Origin of the sequence: Streptomyces sp. NPDC007162 (genome assembly GCF_040634175.1) — a bacterium.
Taxonomy (GTDB): domain Bacteria; phylum Actinomycetota; class Actinomycetes; order Streptomycetales; family Streptomycetaceae; genus Streptomyces.
The window spans coordinates 1-19,487 of the sequence record NZ_JBEYFC010000140.1 but is presented as its reverse complement, the minus strand read 5'-3'; the positions used below and the strand labels follow the sequence as shown (position 1 = coordinate 19,487).

Sequence of the window (19,487 nt, the reverse complement as noted above, 5' to 3'; positions counted from 1 at the left end):
GGGCGGAGGAACCCAGGTTGTCCGTGAAGCCGAAGACGCGGACCTGGGTCGCGTTCTGCTTCCTGACCCGCATCAACGTCCTGTTCAAGCCGACCTTCGGTCTGGTTCTGTCCACCAGCGCGAAAGGGCAGCGGCGGCTCATCATTCCAGTCCTGGAAGGGGATTTCTGCCAGCAGCGATCCGCCAAGAACGGCGAACGGTGAGTAGTCGATGCCTTCCGCATGCACCCCCAGCCTGCCCGCCTCCAAAGGGATCATGGCTCGTCCGGAGAACGGGTCGAGCACTCTGGCACCTTCGGGGTGGGTTGTCTGAAGAGCCGCTCGAATTGTGGATACAGCGCCCCCCATCATGTTCGCTGCCCGCACCTTGGCAGGGGTGTTGGCGGTGAGCACTTCTCTGACCGCGTCCTGAAGTTTTCGCCGCTGGGCCTTATCCTCCGGCCACGGCAGCAGGCTGGTCAGCACGGCCGCCTTGGCCTGAGCGGTCGGCCGCTTGGCGAACCACACCCAGAGGCTCGCTTCCGTGTTGCCACTTCCCCATCCGACCATCGACGCGTCGCTCACCTCGGTGCAAGGGAACCAGCGTTCGATCATTCGAGTCATAGTGTCTCCTGGTCGGGAAAGGAGCCGTCGGCGACGGGCATGTTCTTACGAGCGGATTGGAGTGTGTCGCCGGACAGCCGGACAACGGCATCACGATGAAGATCGACAGCGAAGACGTTCAACGGATCCCGGAAGGAGCCGAACAGTCGCCCGACACCGTCGTGGCAGGACTCCACCACGTAAAGCACATAGTCGGATCGGTACTGGGCCGACATCAGCAACTCATCCCCGTGCAGCCGTATGTCCTCATCGTCAACGCTTCGCCAGACTCCCTTGACCGCCACCATCCGGCGCTCCCGCCCTCGTAGTACACACAGTTGGAAGCCACGGCTTTCAGCTCGTACGTCATCAACCGTCCAGCCATCGCCTTCCAGCAGCCTGCGCACATGATCGGCGGCGACAGCCTCCGCCTGACGACGGTGGGGTGATCCTCTGTCTCCTCCTTGCAGCACCTGCAGCCGGGCGACGAGTCGTGGTGGGTCCGCTTCCACCTGGCAGAGCTCCTCCAACTGTGCGAGCTTGCGCTCGGACGCGGCCGTAAGCCGGTCGCGCAGCGCGAGTCGTTCACCGCGGTCCGGGATGTCGAGTGTCGCGTCGACCGGCAGGTTGGTTAGGTCACGTTTGGCCGTGGCGTACCAATCTCTTCGCCTCCGCCTCTGCTCGTCCGCTGCTTGAGCGAGAAGACGTCGTGCCTCGCTCTCCGCGACTTCGGCAAGCAGGGGTTCAAAGCTTCCGGCGGCACGGTCAGTGGCGACCAAGCCAGCCAGGACCTCCCAGCGGACCGCGTGGGTCTCACCGGTGGGATCCGCACGTATCAGGGTGAACCAGGGGGTACGGACCGGCGAGGCAGCCGAGTACACCGTTGACTCGAAGACCATGAGTTCGTACGGGCTCGCAGCCGTAGGATCCTCAACGGTCCCGCCTCGGTGCACATCCGGAACAAGTATCTGTTCACAATGAGCTACCAGTTCGGCGAGGGCAGGGCTCCCCGGGCCCAGAGACACAGGCTGGGGGCCCCTTGCGTTCCCATCGGTGTCCAAGACCTCGTGCGGGGCAGCGCTGCCAATCGACACCAGAGCCTGCCGAGATCCGCCCAGTATTCGAGGCAGCGCGTCATCTGCTTCGATGAGCAGGACATCTTCGCCGGCAGCGGTGTGACTAGCCCGCAGGACCCCCGCTTGCGCCAGCCGACGTACGTAGGTTTCCACGACTACCGGATGGATCCCCTCCAGCGACTGTTGCCGCTGGCGAGCAAGTCCGGCCGCCACATCCACTACCGAGGCGAGTTCCGCCTCCTGATCGTGTACGGCTTCGGCTCGACGCTTCAGCTCCGAGGCGTTCACCCGGCGCACAGCGGCCAGGACCTCGGCCTGCTTCAGTTCATCGTCGCCGTACAACGTTCTCAGCCATTCTTCATAGGGGACCGCTGAGAGTTCGGCCACGAGGGACAGACTGTCGAACATTTGCCCGTTTAGTTCATTGGCTGCCGTGACAAACCTTTCCAGCAGCGTATGAAGCGTGTCTCCCTCGCGCGTGTCGGCGGCGACCAGGTTGTACAGCTCGACATCACGTTCCTGGCCGACTCGGTGAATTCGACCCATGCGTTGTTCCAGCCGTACGAGCGACCAAGGAATATCGAAATTTACTAGAACATGTGCAACTTGAAGGTCGATCCCCTCGTTACCCGCGTCGGTGGAGACAATGACCTGAAAGTCCCCTGCCATGAATGCGGCACGCACCTCATCCCGTTCCGCGTGTGACTGACGTCCGCTGTACGTGCGGGCAAAGAAACCGTCATTCGTTAGCCTCTGCACGACCCACTCGGCGGTATCGGCATATTCCGTGAAGATAACCGCTTGTTGGCGACCACCGGGAACGATCCCATTCGCCGCCAAGCACTGATCCAGCAGTACGCGCCATTTCGATGGCACATACTCCGGGTCCCTGAGCAACTCAGTGATTTGGGCGAGCAATTGACCAATCGCGGTTCGTTCGGAGCGGGGAGAGCGGGAGTCTGCATAGACGACACGGGCCTCCTCCTGCAGGGCCTGGTCATCTCCCTCAGGATCGGCGTCCACCGTTGCCTGGGCCTGCGACTTGGCGCCCATACTGGCCGATCGCCGCCTGAGCGTCTCCGCCAATGCGTACAGGCTGGATGCAGCCCGTTTGCCGTAGACCATCCGTGCAAGTGGGCGGGCTGTGGCGGGGAAGAAGTTGTCGACGAGCCGCAGGGCTTCCGTGTAGGCGGTGAGTTCGGCCGGGGCCAGCGGCACCCTGTGGTTGGTGGCATGACGCCTCTTGAAGAGGTGCGTAACACCGTCGTAGTCGACCAAGTCCTCCTTCATACGCCGCAGGAAGTGGGTGCTGCCAGGCCGCAGGGGAGTCAGCGGCTGCTTGGGGTCGTCTCCCGGATCTGGATAAACCTCAGGATCCACCAGATGTAGGAGATGGCGGAACAGCCACTCCGAGCCGCGATGGGGAGTGGCCGTCATGAGTAGGGCTCGTGGACTTGCGCTGGTCAGAAGTCGCCCCACCCGGTGAAATGACTGTGCTGTGGCCGTCAGGCGATGGGCCTCGTCGAAGACGACAAGGTCCCACCCTGCAAGGTCGGGTCGGATCGCCTCCTGTACGGCGGTGTTCACTGCCGCGAGCTCCAAGGAGACGATCCAGAAGTCGTGCCCCAACTCCAGTGCGCCTTCCCGCACCGTGGCTGCTGTGATCCTACGTAGTCCACCGCCGAAGAACCGCTCGAAGTCAGCCTGCCATTTGGAGACCAGACCCGCGGGGGCGACGACCAGCGCACGCCGGAGGAGTCCGATGCGCTGCATCTCGCGCATGTACAGACCGGCCATCACCGTCTTCCCCGTCCCTGGTTCGTCCGCCAGCAGAAAACGCAACCAGGGCTGAGGCAGCATCGCCCCGTACACCGCGTTGATCTGGTGCGCGTACGGCCGTAACGGCGAGGACGACAACAAGCTCGCCGACGTGTCCGCTGCAGCGGCGGTCATCCAGTAATTCCACATACCGGCCAGGGCGCCGGCGGAAGAGCCACCACCGTCGCGCGCCAGAACCTCGACGCGCGCAGCGTCGTCCGCTGTGAGCACGACTTTCGTGAAGTTGTTTTGTCCATCCGGTGCCACGTAGAGGATCCAGCCGCCAGCGGCATCGGGGCGGGAGAAGTCGACGGTCAGCCAGCCGCTCGGGCCGTTTGGAAGCCGTACCCGCCAACCTGGCTGAAACGGCCCCGACATACTCGCCTCCCCCGTTGTCCCGTGTCCCTGCCTGACACCCTATGGCCCTTTGCCCTGGGACAGCGGCTCGACGCTCATCCGGTCGGGGTCACGACGGCGGGGTGAGCGCGAGGGCATGGCCACGACCCCGACAGGCCGCATCCTGGCATCGGTTTCGAGGCTATGTGAATGAACCACTCAGGGTCAGGTGGAGGCGCCGATCCCGAAGTGCTTAAGAGGACCTGGCCACACATGGCCGACGAGGGGAAGGTGATGCAGACGACGCTCACAGCCCAGCACCCGGTCCGTTTACTGACCTTGAGAGCGTGGCGTCTTGAGAGCTGACGAACGATGATCCCGGCGGTAATCGACGTCCCGTCCGGCGCCTCATGCTGGCTGCTTCGCCGCCGAGGCCCAGCAGCCGCGACTGCTTCCCTAGGTGGCTGGGCAACATGGTGTGGGTTCGTTCGACCAACAACGGCGCGTCTGTCGCCCGCAAGGGATTCCCCAACGCCCTGATGCAGCTCCGCCCGATTGGTCTGGGCAGGCCGGATCGGGGTGAACGTACCGTCAGTCCTCCAGACGGACCGGCATCAGCATCGAGAAGGTCCCCTCGTCGTCGGGTCGGCGGATCACGACCGGCGCCGTGGGGGCGACGAGCTCCAGGATCAGTCGGTCTCGGGCTCCGGCGGCCAGAGCGTCCAGCAGGAACTCACGGTTGACTGCGACACGGTTCGGGTCGTCGCCGTCACCGCCAGTGCAGAGGGTAACCGTGCCGCCATCCTCCACCCTGAGCACGCTAAGGTCGTGCGCTCCGGCCTCGCCGGAGAGGACAGGACCGGTCTCCAGGGCCTTCCGGAAGGCCCCCACCTCGACGAGGGTGCGGCGCCCGCCGCCCCTGGGGAGCAGACGACGGTAGTCGCGGAAGCCGTGGTCGAGGCACTGACCGGCCGCCTGCCTGTCCCCAGCGTCCAGCGTCACGCGGTCACCGTCGATAGAGAGTCGCACGGGCCTCTCGCTGTCCAACAGCGCCCGCATCGCGTCGGCTAGCGACCGGGCACAATGACCTGCACTCTCGCCGCGCCCGAGCTGGCAGCCGCGCTGGACACGGTTCGCTTCGCGGTGAGGCCACCGACCCGGAGCTGCCGATGCTCGGCGGGGTCCTGTTCGACATCGAGGGCGAGAGCCTCCATGTCGTAGCCACCGACCGGTACCGAATGGCTGTAGCGCAGTCTGGTATCGCCGGGCACGAAGGGCGCACTTGTGAACTCGGCAGCATGCGCCCCGAGCCGTAGCACGGAACCGGCCAAGTGTCGGACGATAACAGTCAGATAAGAATCACTTTCGATCCAGCTCTGGTCACAGGTCGTCATCCAGCGCACGGGCAAGCGATACCGGGGCCGGCCACGCCAGCATGGATTCCGCGGTCGTGCACGAAAACACGGCGCAGCGGAGGGTAAAGCCCATGGCCAAGCTCACGGAGGAGCAGAAGCGGCAACGAGCCGCCAAGCGTGCTCTGCGCTCGGCCCTCGAAGCCGAAGCGGATGACCAGCGGCGCCGCGAGCGGGATGAGCAGTGGGAGCGAGAAGGTACACGCCTCAGCTGGGCGGAGTACGTGGCTGGTGAGCCCTGCCGCGGTTGCGGACTGCCCATGACTGATGAGCTGGGGAGCTGGCCACCCCTCATGAAGTTGTCCGAGGCGGAGAAGCGCGAATACGAGGAAGCCGACCAGAAGTTCCGCGAGCGGCACGCCGACTGCCGGGACGCCCGGTGGACCGTCAGCGGTTCTCGGGTAACACACTGCTGTTTCTGTTGCCCGCCACCGCCGATGGGGCCGAAGCAGATGGAGAAGCTCGCCAGGCTGTTCGCTTCCTGGCCCTCGCGGGAGGAACGCAAGAAGGATCTCGATACTTGGGACCTCACTCTCCGTTGCGACCATGTGGTGCCTTACATTCAGCATCGCGAGAACACCCGCGTCTCTGCCCGCGTCGTCGACTGCCCAGAGTGCGGAGAGCGTCGCGGCGTAGTGAGCAGTGAGCAGGTAGGGCCGGCGTACCGCGATGACGGGACCATCCGTGAGCGGGTGGCAGCTGATCGAGAGCGGCTCGCTCGGGAACTGGCTGCGGCCGAGGCGAAACTGACCCGTCAGCAGAAGAGCGCGGCGGCAACCCAACGGCGCATCGCCGAGCTCCAGGAAGAGCTCGGCAGTGAGTCTTGATGAGACGAAGCGCAGGCGGCGATGCCAGATCCTTTCCCGGCATCGCTTCCCATGGGGTACCGGCCGGGAACCCTCGTGTATCGAGGCGTCAGGGCTCAGAGGCCAAAATCACGCCCCGGCCAGTGCTTCGGCGGGGCGACGGCCGGGTCCGTGATCTGGAGGCGCTTCTGCCGGGTCGGGTCGATCGACGTCAGAGAGACGAGACGCTGGCCGTCAGCTGCTTCGAGTTCGGAAAGGGCGTGAGGGAGGGCCGCGCAGACAGTGGCGATCGCCGTGCCCAGGCCCACCAGGCCACCATGCTTGTTGTTCTGGCGGTACTCGATGCGATGCAGGCCCGACTGCGCGATGGCCGCCACTTCGAGTGGCCGGCCTGCTTGGTGTCGTTGGTGATGACGACCTCGAAGCCGTCGGCCTTGGCCTTGGCGTACAGCTCGATGTCCTTCGTGCCCGTCCAGCCCTTGAGCTCGTGGACGTGGACGACGTCATGAGCCTTCAGCAGGATCCGCACGATCTCGGCCATGGGCCGGGGCACGTTCTCGTCGAGCAACAGCTTCAAGCGACGACCTGCCGGGGCTCGCTGCTGCCGTAGCTGTCGACGTACTCGCTGAAGTCGGCCGCGTCACGGGCGGCCTCGGCCGTCACGCCTGGGTAGAACTCACCGATCTGGTCCGGCGGGATGCCGTCTCTTACTAGGGCAGCGACATCTGACGCCGGGATCCTGGTGCCTTGGATGACCGGTTCTCCGCCACGGACCGACTCGTCGACCGCGACGTGCTCACGGGGGGTGAGCAGAGCGGGAATGCTGCGGCCGTCCTTATAGAAGGGCGCGAGAACATCCACCATCTGGTGGATGACCACGTTGCCTCCCTTGATCAGGTCTACGGCGTGGTCGGGTTCAGCCAGATAGATCGTGTCCGGGCCCGCGACGAGTTTGTACGAGGAGAGGTGCTCCCATTCGCCGAGGTCTTCTCGAAGCGTGTTCAGCGCACGGCGGATCTTCTGCAACGAAGCCTCTTCGCGCAGCTGCACACAGATGCGGAGTGCGACAACGTCGCAGAACGAGTAGAGGATCGGCCTCTCGCTGGAGATCTCGGGCACGAGCACGGCGCCCTTGGGCCCGGAGGCCCGGCACCAGTGGGACAGCTGGCGCAGAGTCGCGCCGGAAAGAGCCGCGGCGAGTTTGGGTTCGTACGACACCGCGTGCCTCCTTCCGTCTTCCGCCCCCATCGATATCGGCCTGAACGTACCCCATTCTCCTGGAGGCCACCCAGCGCAGAAACCGAAGGGCCCATTCAGGGTGAGCCGGGGACGCCGAACGCCCGCATGCCGCACAGGCCGCTGCCACGGGAATCGCCACAGGCCGGCACACGTCCGTGGCATTTTCGGCCACCCTCCGGCGGCGCCCGCATGCTCCGCGTAACCTCACGGGCATGGGGGCATCAGCATCCGGTGCAGGTCAGGACGCCGACGAGGAGGCACGGCGGCGGCTAACCGCGTACACGTACCTCAGCGCGCCCGAGCGGCTGGAGCATGTCGCGATCATGCGGGTCTTCTGCGGAACGCTGCTGGCGGATCTCGCCGTCCCGGACATCATGGCGAAACTGCGCCAGGCCGGTGATTCCGCCGCAGTACTCGACGCCGACACCCTCACGGTCCGACTGGAACAGCTGGTCCAGTGGGGAAACCTGCTCCGCAGCAGCCACACGGTGAACGCGTCCAGCATCAGCGAGTACCAGCGCTCCCGCTCGCGCTACCAGCTGTCGAAACTGGGTGAACGCATCCAGCGGGACGCCGACGGGGTCCTGGCCGAAGCCGACGCCGCCCGCGAGGTGAGCAACGAACTGCTGGCACTGGTCGAGCGCGGGCTACGGGAGCTGGCCGACCTCGTGACCGCGCCGGGCGGCGTCGAGCCGCAGGACGGACTGGAGCGGATCAGCACGCTGTTCGTGCAGTTCACCGAGTTCGCGGACTCCATACGCGACTTCTACGCCTACCTCGGCCAGGTGCTGTCCCGCTACGACCTGGACAGCGCCGAGTACCAGGGCTTCAAGGAGCTGCTCCTGGACTACGTCGAGGCGATCACGGAGGATGTGGCGTTCCGCGCGCCCCGGATCTCGGCGGCGTTGGACACCCTGTGGCCGCACATCCCGGCTCTGCTGGACCGGCTGGACTCCCACGCCCAGGGGCTCACCGGGCTCTCGGCGCAGGCGCAGGGCGAAAGTCGCCCGGAGGTCCGGATCCAGCGCAGCCGGGGCCGCGAATTCGCGGACTGGGAGGGGCTGCGCGGCTGGTTCAGCAACACCGACGGCCAGGGCAGCCAGGTCGACCAGCTACGCGACGCCACCCTGCGCGCGCTGCAGTCACTGCTCGCCAACGCCAAGCGGATGCTGCGGTCGGCCACAGGGGAGATGTCCCGGCGCAAGGATCTGCTGCGGCTGGCCCGCTGGTTCGACGAAGCGGCGCCGCGGGACGCACACGACATCGCCGTCGCCGCATTCGGGCTGTACGGCGCCCGCCATCTGGGCATACCTCCGGCCGCCGACGAGGTGGTGCCCGCCTACACAAGCTGGTGGACCGGTCCGGTGGTCGAGGTGCCGGTGGCCCTGCGCGAAAGAGGCAGCCGAGCCCAGCGGGGCCGGGCCTCAGCGGTGGAGGACCACTCTGCACAGAAGCAGCTGCTGATGGAGGCAGCCCGTCAGCGGGCAGCGACCAGAGCAGCGGCGGCAGACGAACTGCGCAGCGCGTCCGGCCGGTTCGCCGAGGTACGCCTCACGTCAGCGGCGCTCGGCCTGCTCCTGGAGCTACTGGCCACAGCGCTCGGAAACGCACAGCTCAGCAGGCCCATCAGCACGGACAGGGAGAGGACGGCGGGGTTCGACCTCGACTCGGCCAGCAGTGAAGACGCCGAACTACGTATCCGCCTCACCGTGCGCCGGACGGCGGGCACGCGAACGGTGCTGTACTCGGCCGACGGCGACCTGCTGCTGGACGACCTGGAGCTGGACATCGGTCGTACCTCCGCCGCGGTCGAGGGCGAAGCGGAGGCGAGCGTGTCATGACCCTCCCCTCGACTCACGACGTAGCCCTGGCAGCCGAGCGCCGCACCGCCGCCCGGCTGCTGCTCGCCCACCCGCTGGTCGCGTCAGACGGCCCCCACACCGACCTCTTCCCACTGATCCGCAGGCATGCCGACTGGCTGGGCAAACGGTTCCAGCAGGTGCTCGGCTACCGCCTGCTGGTCGATAGCTCCTACGCCCGGCTGTTCAAGGCGGGGCTGGGGGCGGGTTCGGGGCATCGGCTGGAGCGCTCCACCGGCACCCCGTTCACCCCACACACGTACGCCTGCCTCGCGCTGGCCCTGTCTGTTCTGGTGACCGCGCCCGAGCAGATGCTGCTGTCACACCTGGTCGCCGATATCAGGGCTGCCGCAGCCGACGCCGGGATTGAGCTGAAGGAACCGGGCCGGGCGGCCGGGAAGCGGACCCTGGTCGCGGCTCTGCGCCAGCTCGTCGACTGGGGCGTGCTCATCGAGACCGAGGGCCATGTGGCCGCGCTTGCGCAGGAGGCGGGCGGAGAAGCCCTGATCACGATAGATCGGGAGCTGGCACGCGTGGTCGTCGCCGGCCCGCTCTCCCAGGCACGGGACGGCGCCGACCTGGTCCGGCGGGCAGCGGACCCGGGCTTCGGCGGACCACGCACCTACGTGCGCCGGATGCTCGTCGAGACACCCGTCGTCCACCTCGACGAGCTGACGGACGCCGAGCGTGACTGGCTGCGCACCCGGCAGCGCCGGGAGGCCCAGGCTTTCTCCGAGCTCCTGGGCCTGGAGATGGAGATCCGTGCCGAGGGCGTGGCGCTGGTGGACCCCGAAGAAGAGCTCACGGATTTGCACCTACCGGGCACCGGGACCGTCGCACAGGCCGCGCTGCTGCTGGCGGAACAGCTCGTGGAACGGCTTCGGCCGCAGGAACCGGGGCATCCGGCGACCGGCGGGACGCTCGTCATCGGGGTGGCCGTCCCGGACGGCCTGGTGGACGAGGTGCTCGCCGAGCTCATCACCGAGTACGGGCAGCGCAGCAGCTGGCAACGCGGCTACCTGGAGGACCTTCCCTCCCTGCGAGAGGCCGTACTGGACCTGCTGGTCCGCATGCGGCTGATGGCCCGCGCGGACCGGCTGCGCGCCGAGGGCGAAGGACTGCCGGAGGGGTACGTCGAAGAGGCGTCGGAAGGACGCACGGTGACCGATGTCCATGGTGCACGGCCCGGCGGCGACGGCTGGGTGCTGCTGGCCGCAGCGGCCCGCTACGCCACCCACGTCACGGTGCGCCCGGCCACCGCAGCCGGCAAAGGCACGGACGTTCAAGAGGAGTTGCCGCTATGACCACCGACGCGCGTGGCCTCGTTCCGATGCTGCGTTCCGGCCCCGCGACATCCACCAGCGCGCGCTTCCGGCTGCACCGGGCGGGCATCCAGAACGTCTGGCAGTACGACGAGCAGGACTTCTCCTTCGGCGACGGACGGCTGCTGCTGCGCGGCAAGAACGGCGCGGGCAAGTCCAAGGCCCTGGAGATGCTGCTCCCGTATCTTCTGGACGGCGACTCCCGGGCACTGGACGCGACCGGCACCGGCCGCACCACGCTCGCCTGGCTGATGCTGGACGGGTTCGAGCAGACCAACCGTCTCGGCTACCTGTGGGTGGAGTTCCGGGGCATGGCCGACGACGGCGGTCAGCGCCACCTGACGCTCGGTGCCGCCATCCGCGCCTCGAAGTCGACACAGAAGGCGCTGCCGACGTTCTTCGTCACCCCGCTGCGGATCGGTGAGGACCTGCATCTGGTCGAGGCCGGTAAGCCGCTGCCGGTCGACCGACTCAAGGAGATCGTCGGCTCCGACAACACGACCGACCGTGCGGTCCAGCACCGTGCGCGTGTGGCCCGGGAACTGTTCGGCATCACCGACGCGACGCGCTATCGCAACCTCACCCAGCTCCTCCACCGGCTGCGGCGCCCGACGGTCGGCGACCGGATCGAACACGGGGGCCTGGTCTCCCTGCTGAGCGAGACCCTGCCGGGGCTCGACGAGGACGTCGTCGAGAAGGTGGCGCGCAACCTCCATGACCTTGACGCCGTACGGGACGAACTCGGCCGCCTGGAACGCACCGACGCGGCCTTGCGCACGTTCCTCACCAGTTACCGCAGCTACCTGGCCGGGGTCCTGCGCACCTCCGCCCAGAGAGTGAGCCACGAGCTGGGCGTCCTCGCACAGCGGCGCCGGGCAGCCGGAGACGCCGCACAGCGGACGAGCGACCTGAGGACGCAGGAGGAGGAGTCGGAGGGCCGGCTGGAGACCCTGCGCGAGGAGGAGCAGGCCGCCCGGACCGACCTGGCCGCCCTGCACGCCAGTCACGCCTACCGCAGTCTGCGCGAACTGTCGGAACGCCGCGGCACGGTGGAGGCGCTGCACACCGCCGCCGCGGCCGCGTTCACCACCCTGCGGAACGCACACGACGCGGAGGAGGGCTCGGCGGAGCGGCTGGCCGAAGGTGTCGAACACCTCGGAAGTCGGCTGGCCGAGCTGGGAACCGAACACCGGGAGCTGCTGACGCAGGCGGAGAAGGCGGGGCTTCCCACCGGCCATCTCGGCGAGGCGGTAGCCCTGCCGCGCACGGTTCTGGCCCAGGCCGCCGAGACCGAACTGACGACTCCGGACGGGGAGATGCGTACCGTACGGCACCGATCGGTGGCCCGTGTGGACACCGTCACGGCGCAGGAAGGGCTGCGGTCCTGGCAGAACCAGCTGGAGGACGCCGAGTCGGTCGTGAGAAACCGGGCCCGGATGGTTCAGGAGGTAACCCGCCTCATCTCACGGGCGGACGAGGCCCGGGCCGCGGCAGCTCAGGCCGATGGCGAGCGGGAACGGCTGGAGGGCGAGGCGGAAGAGGCCGCCGGACATCTGGAGGGCAGCCGTCAGAAGGTCGCCGAGGAGAGCGGCGCCTACGCCCGCCAAGTCGCCGACTGGGCGGCGCGCACGCGGACTGCGCTGGGTATCGACTGCCCGTCACTCGACGCCGTCCACGCCACCGTCGGCCACGAGACCTCTACCGACGTGCCGTTCGCGGACCGCACGCTGCCGCCCGATATCGACAGCCAGGCGTGGCGGACAGCTCAGGCCGCGTTGGAGCCGTACGGCGAGGAACTCACCGGACGCCGGGACGCCCTGGCACTCGGCGTCAACCGGCTCGGCGAGGAACTCGACCACCTGGCGGAGCAGAAGCGGGACTGGGAGCAACGTACCGACCCCGAGCCGCCGGCCCCGCACCATCGCGCCGCCGCGAGGACGCCGGGCAGTGGAGCCCCTTTCTATCGGCTCGTGGACTTCGTGGAAGACCTGGCTCCGGCCGACCGAGCCGGTCTGGAAGGGGCGCTGGAGGCGAGTGGAATCCTGGACGCGTGGGTGAGTGCGGACGGCGTCCTTCTCGATCCGCGCACCCGGGACACCCTTCTCCAGCCGGGTCCCACGCTGTCCGACAGGCCGACTCTCGCCTCGGCCCTGCGCCCAGCCCCTGAACCGGGTTGCGGCGTCACCTCCGAGCAGGTGGGGGGTCTCCTGGCCACCATCGCACTCACATCGGCACAGGAGACCTCCGCGCACAACGCGGTCTTCTACGACGGCAGTTGGCGTCTGGGCGTACTCAGCGGTCGTCATGACAAGAGCGACACCGAGTACGTGGGGGCCGCCGTACGCGCCGAGACTCGACGACGCATTCTCGCCGAGTTGGAGGAGCGGATCGCGCATACGGACCAGCGGCTGGCCGATGTCCGCGAAGAGCTCGCCGTAGCCGATGCCATGCGTCGGGCTCTCACGCTCGCGGAACGGGACTTCCCCAGGGCGCGGAGTCTCGCGGACGCCTGGAGCAGGACCGAATCAGCCGAGCGGACGCTGCGCGACCTGACCGCCAAGGCGACCCGGGCGGCGCGGCTGGCCGAGGAGGCACGCGCTCTCGCGGTATCGGCGCGGACCGAGGCAGAGGCCACCGCCACCGCCCACGACCTGCCCGGCGACCCCGCCGCCCTGGACCGTGTGCGCACCGCACTGGCCGGCCTGCTCAGCGGTGTCGGGCATCTGCGCAGGGCCGTCGGCGGCACGGGGGAGCGGCTCGGCGCGAACCACGCCGATGCCGACCGGTACGGACGCGCCCGAGAGGATCGCCTGGCCGCAGACGAGAGCTACCGGCTCCACCTCGCTGGACTGCGCACCGCTGAGCAGGACCTACGTACCCGCGAGGAGGCCATCGGCTCGTCCGAGGAGGAGATCCTCTCCCGCGAGCAGGACACCAAGCAGCGCATCACGCACGCCGTCCAAGCGCTCCCCGCGGCACAACGAGCTCGCGACGATTTCCACGACCTGCGCGTGCGCGCGGAAGAGGACGAGAAACGCCTGCGCGGGACCCTGGCGGATCAGGAGACGGCGGTCATAGACACCGGCAGCGCTCTGCGCGGGGCTCTCGGCCGACCGGAGGTGGTGCTCGGTGCCGGCCTTGACCGGTCCTCGCTGCCCGAGTACATGTCGGACGATCCCGGCACGGACGTACGCAGCCGTCTGCGAGCGCTTCGGACCCTCGCCGACGCCGTGGAACAGGCCCTCGGCCGCCCGAAGGGCGAGGTGTCGGACAGCACCCTGCTCAACCGCCACACCGATCTGCGCGACCAACTGGCCGGCGGGTTCGACGCGCAGCTGGAGGAGCGCGACGGAATCAAGGTGTGCCGCTTGGTCGACGACCACGGGTCTCATGACGTCGCATCCGTGGGCGAGCGGATCGCGGTTCAGGCCGCGGAGGCCCGGGGACGGCTCACCGAGCGCGAACGCGAAGTGTTCCAGCGATTCCTGACCGGTGAGCTCGGCGACCACCTCTCGGCACAGGTCATCACCGCGGCGAACCTGGTCGCGGCTCTCAACGACACCCTGAAGACCGTACGCACCTCCCACGGCCTCGGTGTCGAGCTGCTGTGGAAGCTGGACGAGGACGTGGACGCGGATGTACGCGCGGCCGTCGAGCTGCTGCGCAGTCCGTCGAGCCTCCGAACGCGCGACGAGACGGAGCAGCTGCGCGAGGTGCTGCAACGCCGGATCGAGGACGCCCGCCGCGCCGACCCGTCAGCCGGTTACGCCGCCCATCTGCGGACCGCGCTGGACTACCGCGACTGGTTCCGTTTCCACACCTTCGTGGTCGAGGACGCGGCCCCGGGCCGCCGTCGGAAACTGACCGGCCGGACCGGTCTCAGCCAGGGCGAACAACGCGTGCTCTCCTACCTCGTGCTCTTCGCCGCAGCTGCCGCCCACTTCACCAGCCTCGCCGAGTCGGCACCGCACGCACCACGCCTGATCCTCCTGGACGACGCCTTCGCCAAAGTCGATGAACCCACCCACGGCCGACTGGGCCGTATCCTCGTCGACCTCGATCTCGACTTCGTCCTCACCAGCGAGCGGCTCATGGGCAACTGGCCCGAGGTTCCGTCCCTGCACATCTACGAGTGCCTCCGTGACCCCCACGTACGCGGGGTGGCCACCCTGCACTACACCTGGAACGGTCGGCACCGGCGTCTGGTGTCCGTATGAGCGGGCTGCCCGCCGCAACGCGCGACTGGCTCACGGGACCTGGACTCACCCGGCTCTGGCAGGGAGCACGTAAACGCCTGGAGAGCAACGGCGTACAGGCCACGGGTTCGCTCCGGCTGACCGCGATGAACGCCCAGGAACGCAACGACCTGTCGCTCCTCCTGGGCAAACCCCTCACAGGTGCCGCCGTGACCGTACGGCTCGACGTGCTCGACGCACGGCTACGCGCATCGGCCGCAGGACTCGGCCTCAGACAGATCCTGGAGGAACTCGGCCCACCGCTCACGGACCGCCGTGGCGCACGCGCGGACGTGGCGGCACGGCGGGAGCAGGTGTGGTCGTCCCTCGCTTCGTCACTGGACGCCTCCCCACTCGCCGACCAGGAATGGCCCCGGCAGTGGTACGACCTGCTGCGCCGTGCCGGTGTTCCGAGAGGAGTGACGCCCGAAGCTGCGGTATGGACACTCCAGCAGGCGGTCCAGGTCCTCACCGCTCTCCTCGGACCCGAAGGACCCGAACGCAACGGCACACGTGGCCGAGGAGAACTCGCTGCCATGACGACCGGCTCCGCGCACGGCCTGGACGACGGCACTTGGCTCGCACGCCTCGTTCAACGCGGTGTCGCCCTCGCCCATGGCACCGAGTTCCCCGACGACGCGGCCGGTCGACGCGCACTGTGGCGGCTGGTGTCCGTCACGCCGGACGAGGTCTCCAGCACGGTGCTCACCTACGGGCTGCGGCCCGACGGCGAGGGCTGGCGGGAGCGTGCTCTGCGGGAGCGGGCTGACCATCACGCCGAAGTTCACGTCACCCCACGCGACCTGCATGATCTTCGGCTGCAACTCCCCGCCGCAACGCTCATCCACATCTGTGAGAATCCGCGCGTGGTGGAAGCTGCGGCGGACGCGGCCTGCGTCCAGCCCCTCGTGTGCACTTCCGGCAGCGCCGCCACCGTGGTCTTCACGCTTCTCGACGCCCTCGCCGCCACAGGCTGCCACTTCGCGTACCACGGCGACTTCGACTGGCCGGGGATCGCTCTGGCCAACCGGGTCACCCGCCGCTACGAAGCCCGGCCGTGGCGCATGGGCACCGCGGACTACGAGCACCTGGCCGCTCACAGCCAGGCTGAGGGCATCCCTCAGTTGGCGCTCGACGGCCATCCGGTCAGCGCGGACTGGGACCCGGATCTCGCCCCTGCCATGACCGCCCTCGGCGTCGCGCTCCATGAGGAGGCCACTCTCGACCTTCTGGTGGACGACCTGTCGCGTCAGACATAGGGGGCGGCGGCGCCATGCTGGGTTCTGGGGAAGATCGCCAGTGTCCCTCAGCCGGTCCGTCACCGCCGCCAGACGCATGATCCCGGCCGACCTTGTCCGGAGCGTCAGCAGCAGTCCATGGGCGCAACGCGGTGATTCTGGAAGGCCGCCTGTTGTCTCCTGCCGAAGCACTAATGTGGACAAACACGTGTGGCGGAAGGATGGGGCATGCCGGAAGTGCCTGCAGAGAAGAACGAGTTGGCGCTGACGAAGGTCTTGAGACAGGCCGAGGTCGGCGAGGCGGTCGCATCCGAGCTCGAGAAGTGGCAGCAGGCACACAACACGCGGATCGTCTTCGACCGATGGCTCACCCCTGGCAAGAGCAGGGCAGTTCTGGCGGCGGTCGCACTGACTGGCCCGGTCTTCAACGGCAAAGTCGTCATGAAGGTGTGTCCTCCGGGTACGACCACTGGCCGGGAGCCCGGTCGGCACGCCAAGGCACTTGAGGAAGCCCCCGAGGGATTCGCCGAGCGGCATCTGGTCAGGCAGCCAGTTGAACCCGTCAGCGTTCCGGGTGGTATCAAGGTGATGTTCCAGGAGATCGCCGGCGGCAGCATTCGCGATGTCCGGCCGCTCTCGGCCACTCTGCGTGGTCGTGAACTGCCGGAACTCGTCGGGGAGGTGGCGCGCTCGATCCTCAGCGACTGGAACCCTACTCCAACGGACATCCGCCGCATGGCAGTGCGAGACTTCGTTCTGGACCATGTGGGCACCCGGACGGATAAGGACGGCCCGGTCGCGAAGCTGGCCGAGCAGCTGGCCTACGATCCGGTGGACGATCAAGTGCCACTATGGATCACGTTCGCAACCGGTGGGGTCGTACCTAACGTTGTTGCCTGGCTAGAACGCCCCATCTGGGACGGTCTGGACAGCGCCCACGTGCTCGCGATCCTCGGCCGGGCCCACGGCGATCTTCACGCCGACAACATTCTGCTGCCGATGTCACCAGTCGCGGACGCCACCGCGTACCGGCTGATCGATCTCTCCGGATACCGGGCTGATGCACCGCTCTCCCGAGACCTCACCCACCTGACGCTCGCTCTCATTCTCAGAGAGTTGCCGGAGCTCACGGAACGCCAACGCAGCGTCCTGGCTGAGTTCCTGGTCGATCCTGAGGAGGACACGGATGCCGTGCTCCATGTTGTGGGTCTGGGCAACCTCTCAAATGACATCGCCCAGGCCGGTGAGGTGTACGCGAGACAGCTGTCGATGCCGGACGACTGGCAGGACCAGTACCTCCTGTCGCTGGCGGGGAACGCGCTGCTTTTCGCGACGCGGGACACGACGGTTGGGCTTCAGGAGCGGGCGTGGTGCTTCCAGTTGGCCTGCAGGTCCCTGGGTCGGTTCTTCTCCATGCACGGACTGCACGCGCCCACAGCGACTGCTCCGCGATGCACCCTCACTCGGGCCGTCGAAGCTACTCCACAGGTCTCGGCCGCAGTCGACCGGCTTGCCGAGAACTGCGACCGCTGGACCGCCCGTCGTACGACCATTGCTGTCATCGATTCAGCCGCTTTCGGGGAGGAAGATCTCCAAAAGTTCGCCGGGCTCGGCTGGAACCTGGTCGTGGAGCTCAACCCGGACACCGATGTCGACGGCGGTTGGAAAGCGGCTACCTCCACGGGCGGCGGCCGGATCCACCGGCTCCAGCTGCGTGATCAGGACATGATGTTCGGCCGCAACAGCACCAACTGGATCGCGGCGGCAGGGATCCGCGGCGCGGACCCGGTCTCTCCAACCACCGCCCTGCGCCGCTGGCGCTCCACGTATCTGCCGTTCGTACGGGAGTCAATTGAAGCGCTCAACCGTCACTCAGGGAGGCCAGCGACCGTCGTCTGCTTCGGCGAGGGCGGCAGCGCTGAACGAGCTCTAGTCGAAGCTTGCATCGACGTCTTCGGCGACCGGGCGAGGATTCTCTCGATCTCGGGCACCGGCGAGGGCAGCCTTGCCGAGTACGACGCCGAACTCCTCGCGTGTGAGCCTGCGGACCTTCTGGGCGCGTTGCCTAAGCCCTCGTCGGTTGAGGCGCTACGTCGGCGGCCGAGGGTGCCGGCCGAGAAGGGCTTCGTGGATGTCCCCGACGGGTTGCTGTCGCGCTTCGAGGACGCGGCGGTACTGCTGCATTCCGAGGTCGGGGTCGAATCGGAGGCGGGCGAATACGAGGTGGGTGCCTTTTACCGGGGCCGTCCCATCTCGTGGTTCGAGCTGGACCTCCACCTGGATCTGCCGCGGGCGATCACTGAGGACTTTATCGGCCAGGTGCGCACGGCTCTGGAACAGCGCGACACCCTGCGGGTGATGCTCGCCCACAGCCCCGGCGCCGGGGGCACGACCATCGCCCGCCGGGTGGCCTGGACTCTCAAGGACGAGTTCCCCACGGTCGTGGCCCGCAGCAGCCAGGACGAAGCAGTCCTCTCTCAGCTGGCGTCCGACCTGTCGTCCGAGACGGGAAGCCCTGTCCTTCTCCTGTTGGAGCTGCTCTCTGAGTCCTCCCAGGAGCGGTTGTACGAGTTGCTGCGGGCGAGCAGTGTGCCGGTCGTAATGCTGATCACCGCACGCCGCAGTTCTGTCGGCCATGGTGTCGCCCAGGCGTCGACCCAGCGCAGTCTGCGGGTCGGGGCGATGCAGCGGGACGACCGGTTCAAGATGGCCCGGCACTTCACTGATCTAGTGCCGGACCGAGAGGACACCCTATTTAAGCTGGTTACGGAGGATTCCGACCACAGCGTTCCGTTCTTCTTCGCCCTGACTGCATTCAACAATGAGTTCGAGGGGCTGCCCGGATACGTCGCCCCGTTCCTCGACCAGATCTCGGACGTCGACCGGGAGATCTGCATACTGCTGGCCCTGGCCCACCGCTTCAGTGGTGTTCCGGTGTCCTCGGACTTGTTCACGAACCTGCTCGGGGTGGCGCCAGCCGACGACGTGGATCTCCGTCTGCATGTCGACGATCGAGTGCTGCCACTTCTGATCGAGGAGAGCGACGGAATGTGGCGGCTGTCGCACAGCCTGATCGCCGAGGAGGTGCTGCGTCAGCTGCTGGCACCGTCTGGAGCGACCACGGGTCCGGAGGACTGGAAAGCCGCGCTGCCGGGTTGGTCCGAAACGCTCATCGCTCAAGCTGGCCGGGTCTTCCAGAACCGCCTCCCGGACGACATGAAGATCCTGCTGGACCGCCTCTTCATCATGAGGGATGCCCGGGAACCCGTGGAGTTCCAGCGGACCGGCACTTACACGGAGCTGCTTCAGCAGATGACCGTGCCCGGGCGCAAGCAGGTGATGCATGCCCTAGTACAGGCGTTCCCGAACGAATCGCACTACTGGGGCCACTACGGTCGCCTGCTGTCCTACGACTCGAGGGACTTCGAGGGGGCCCTGGGCGCGGTGGACAAGGCCATCTTGCTCGCTCCAAGCGACCCGCTGCTGCACCACATGCGAGGTATGGTCTTCCGGAACGAGATCAGGTCCGTGATTGAAAACCGGACCTACTCCCGCCTGGACATAA

At 67.4% G+C, this 19,487-nt stretch carries 9 protein-coding genes and 3 pseudogenes; 7 read left to right on the top strand and 5 right to left on the bottom strand.

Going from position 1 to position 19,487, the window contains the following annotated elements; genetic code table 11:
- The 3 genes and pseudogenes from ABZ646_RS18800 to ABZ646_RS18790 form a co-directional block, all read right to left on the bottom strand.
- Positions 1-593, bottom strand: a pseudogene (locus ABZ646_RS18800) (hypothetical protein); the annotation flags it as partial.
- 5 nt (positions 594-598) lie between these two features.
- Positions 599-3,853, bottom strand: coding sequence for a helicase-related protein (locus tag ABZ646_RS18795; protein ID WP_360519867.1), 3,255 nt, complete (start codon positions 3,851-3,853; stop codon positions 599-601).
- Positions 3,854-4,402: 549 nt separating this feature from the next.
- A pseudogene (locus ABZ646_RS18790) lies at positions 4,403-4,908 on the bottom strand (DNA polymerase III subunit beta); the annotation flags it as partial.
- Between ABZ646_RS18790 and ABZ646_RS18785 the strand changes: the two are divergent.
- Positions 4,904-5,088, top strand: a pseudogene (locus ABZ646_RS18785) (DNA polymerase III subunit beta); the annotation flags it as partial. The pseudogenes ABZ646_RS18790 and ABZ646_RS18785 overlap by 5 nt on opposite strands.
- Before the next feature lie 209 nt (positions 5,089-5,297).
- The gene (locus ABZ646_RS18780; RefSeq protein ID WP_360519866.1) at positions 5,298-6,050 is read left to right on the top strand and encodes a hypothetical protein; all 753 of its coding nucleotides are present in this window, start codon (positions 5,298-5,300) and stop codon (positions 6,048-6,050) included.
- Between the two features lie 190 nt (positions 6,051-6,240).
- Here the strand turns inward: ABZ646_RS18780 and ABZ646_RS18775 are convergent, their stop codons facing one another.
- Together ABZ646_RS18775 and ABZ646_RS18770 are read right to left on the bottom strand one after the other, a co-directional pair.
- A complete protein-coding gene (locus tag ABZ646_RS18775; RefSeq protein WP_360519864.1) occupies positions 6,241-6,606 on the bottom strand; it encodes a DUF5615 family PIN-like protein in 366 nt (121 codons plus the stop codon).
- Positions 6,603-7,247, bottom strand: a complete 645-nt coding sequence (locus ABZ646_RS18770; RefSeq protein WP_360519862.1) for a DUF433 domain-containing protein — start codon at positions 7,245-7,247, stop codon at positions 6,603-6,605. Before ABZ646_RS18770 ends, ABZ646_RS18775 begins: the two co-directional genes overlap by 4 nt.
- A 233-nt stretch (positions 7,248-7,480) precedes the next feature.
- Here ABZ646_RS18770 and ABZ646_RS18765 point away from each other — a divergent pair, with 233 nt between their 5' ends.
- The 5 genes from ABZ646_RS18765 to ABZ646_RS18745 form a co-directional block, all read left to right on the top strand.
- A complete protein-coding gene (locus ABZ646_RS18765) occupies positions 7,481-9,109 on the top strand; it encodes a TIGR02677 family protein (protein WP_360519860.1) in 1,629 nt (542 codons plus the stop codon).
- Positions 9,106-10,431 (top strand): TIGR02678 family protein, encoded by a 1,326-nt coding sequence (locus ABZ646_RS18760; protein WP_360519858.1) that lies wholly within the window; start codon positions 9,106-9,108, stop codon positions 10,429-10,431. The genes ABZ646_RS18765 and ABZ646_RS18760 overlap by 4 nt, the downstream gene beginning before the upstream one ends.
- Positions 10,428-14,666, top strand: a complete 4,239-nt coding sequence (locus tag ABZ646_RS18755; RefSeq protein ID WP_360519856.1) for a TIGR02680 family protein — start codon at positions 10,428-10,430, stop codon at positions 14,664-14,666. The genes ABZ646_RS18760 and ABZ646_RS18755 overlap by 4 nt, the downstream gene beginning before the upstream one ends.
- A complete protein-coding gene (locus tag ABZ646_RS18750) occupies positions 14,663-15,943 on the top strand; it encodes a TIGR02679 family protein (protein ID WP_360519854.1) in 1,281 nt (426 codons plus the stop codon). Before ABZ646_RS18755 ends, ABZ646_RS18750 begins: the two co-directional genes overlap by 4 nt.
- Positions 15,944-16,150: 207 nt before the next feature.
- On the top strand, positions 16,151-19,487 hold a 3,337-nt coding region (locus tag ABZ646_RS18745), incomplete at its 3' end, for a hypothetical protein (RefSeq protein WP_360519852.1).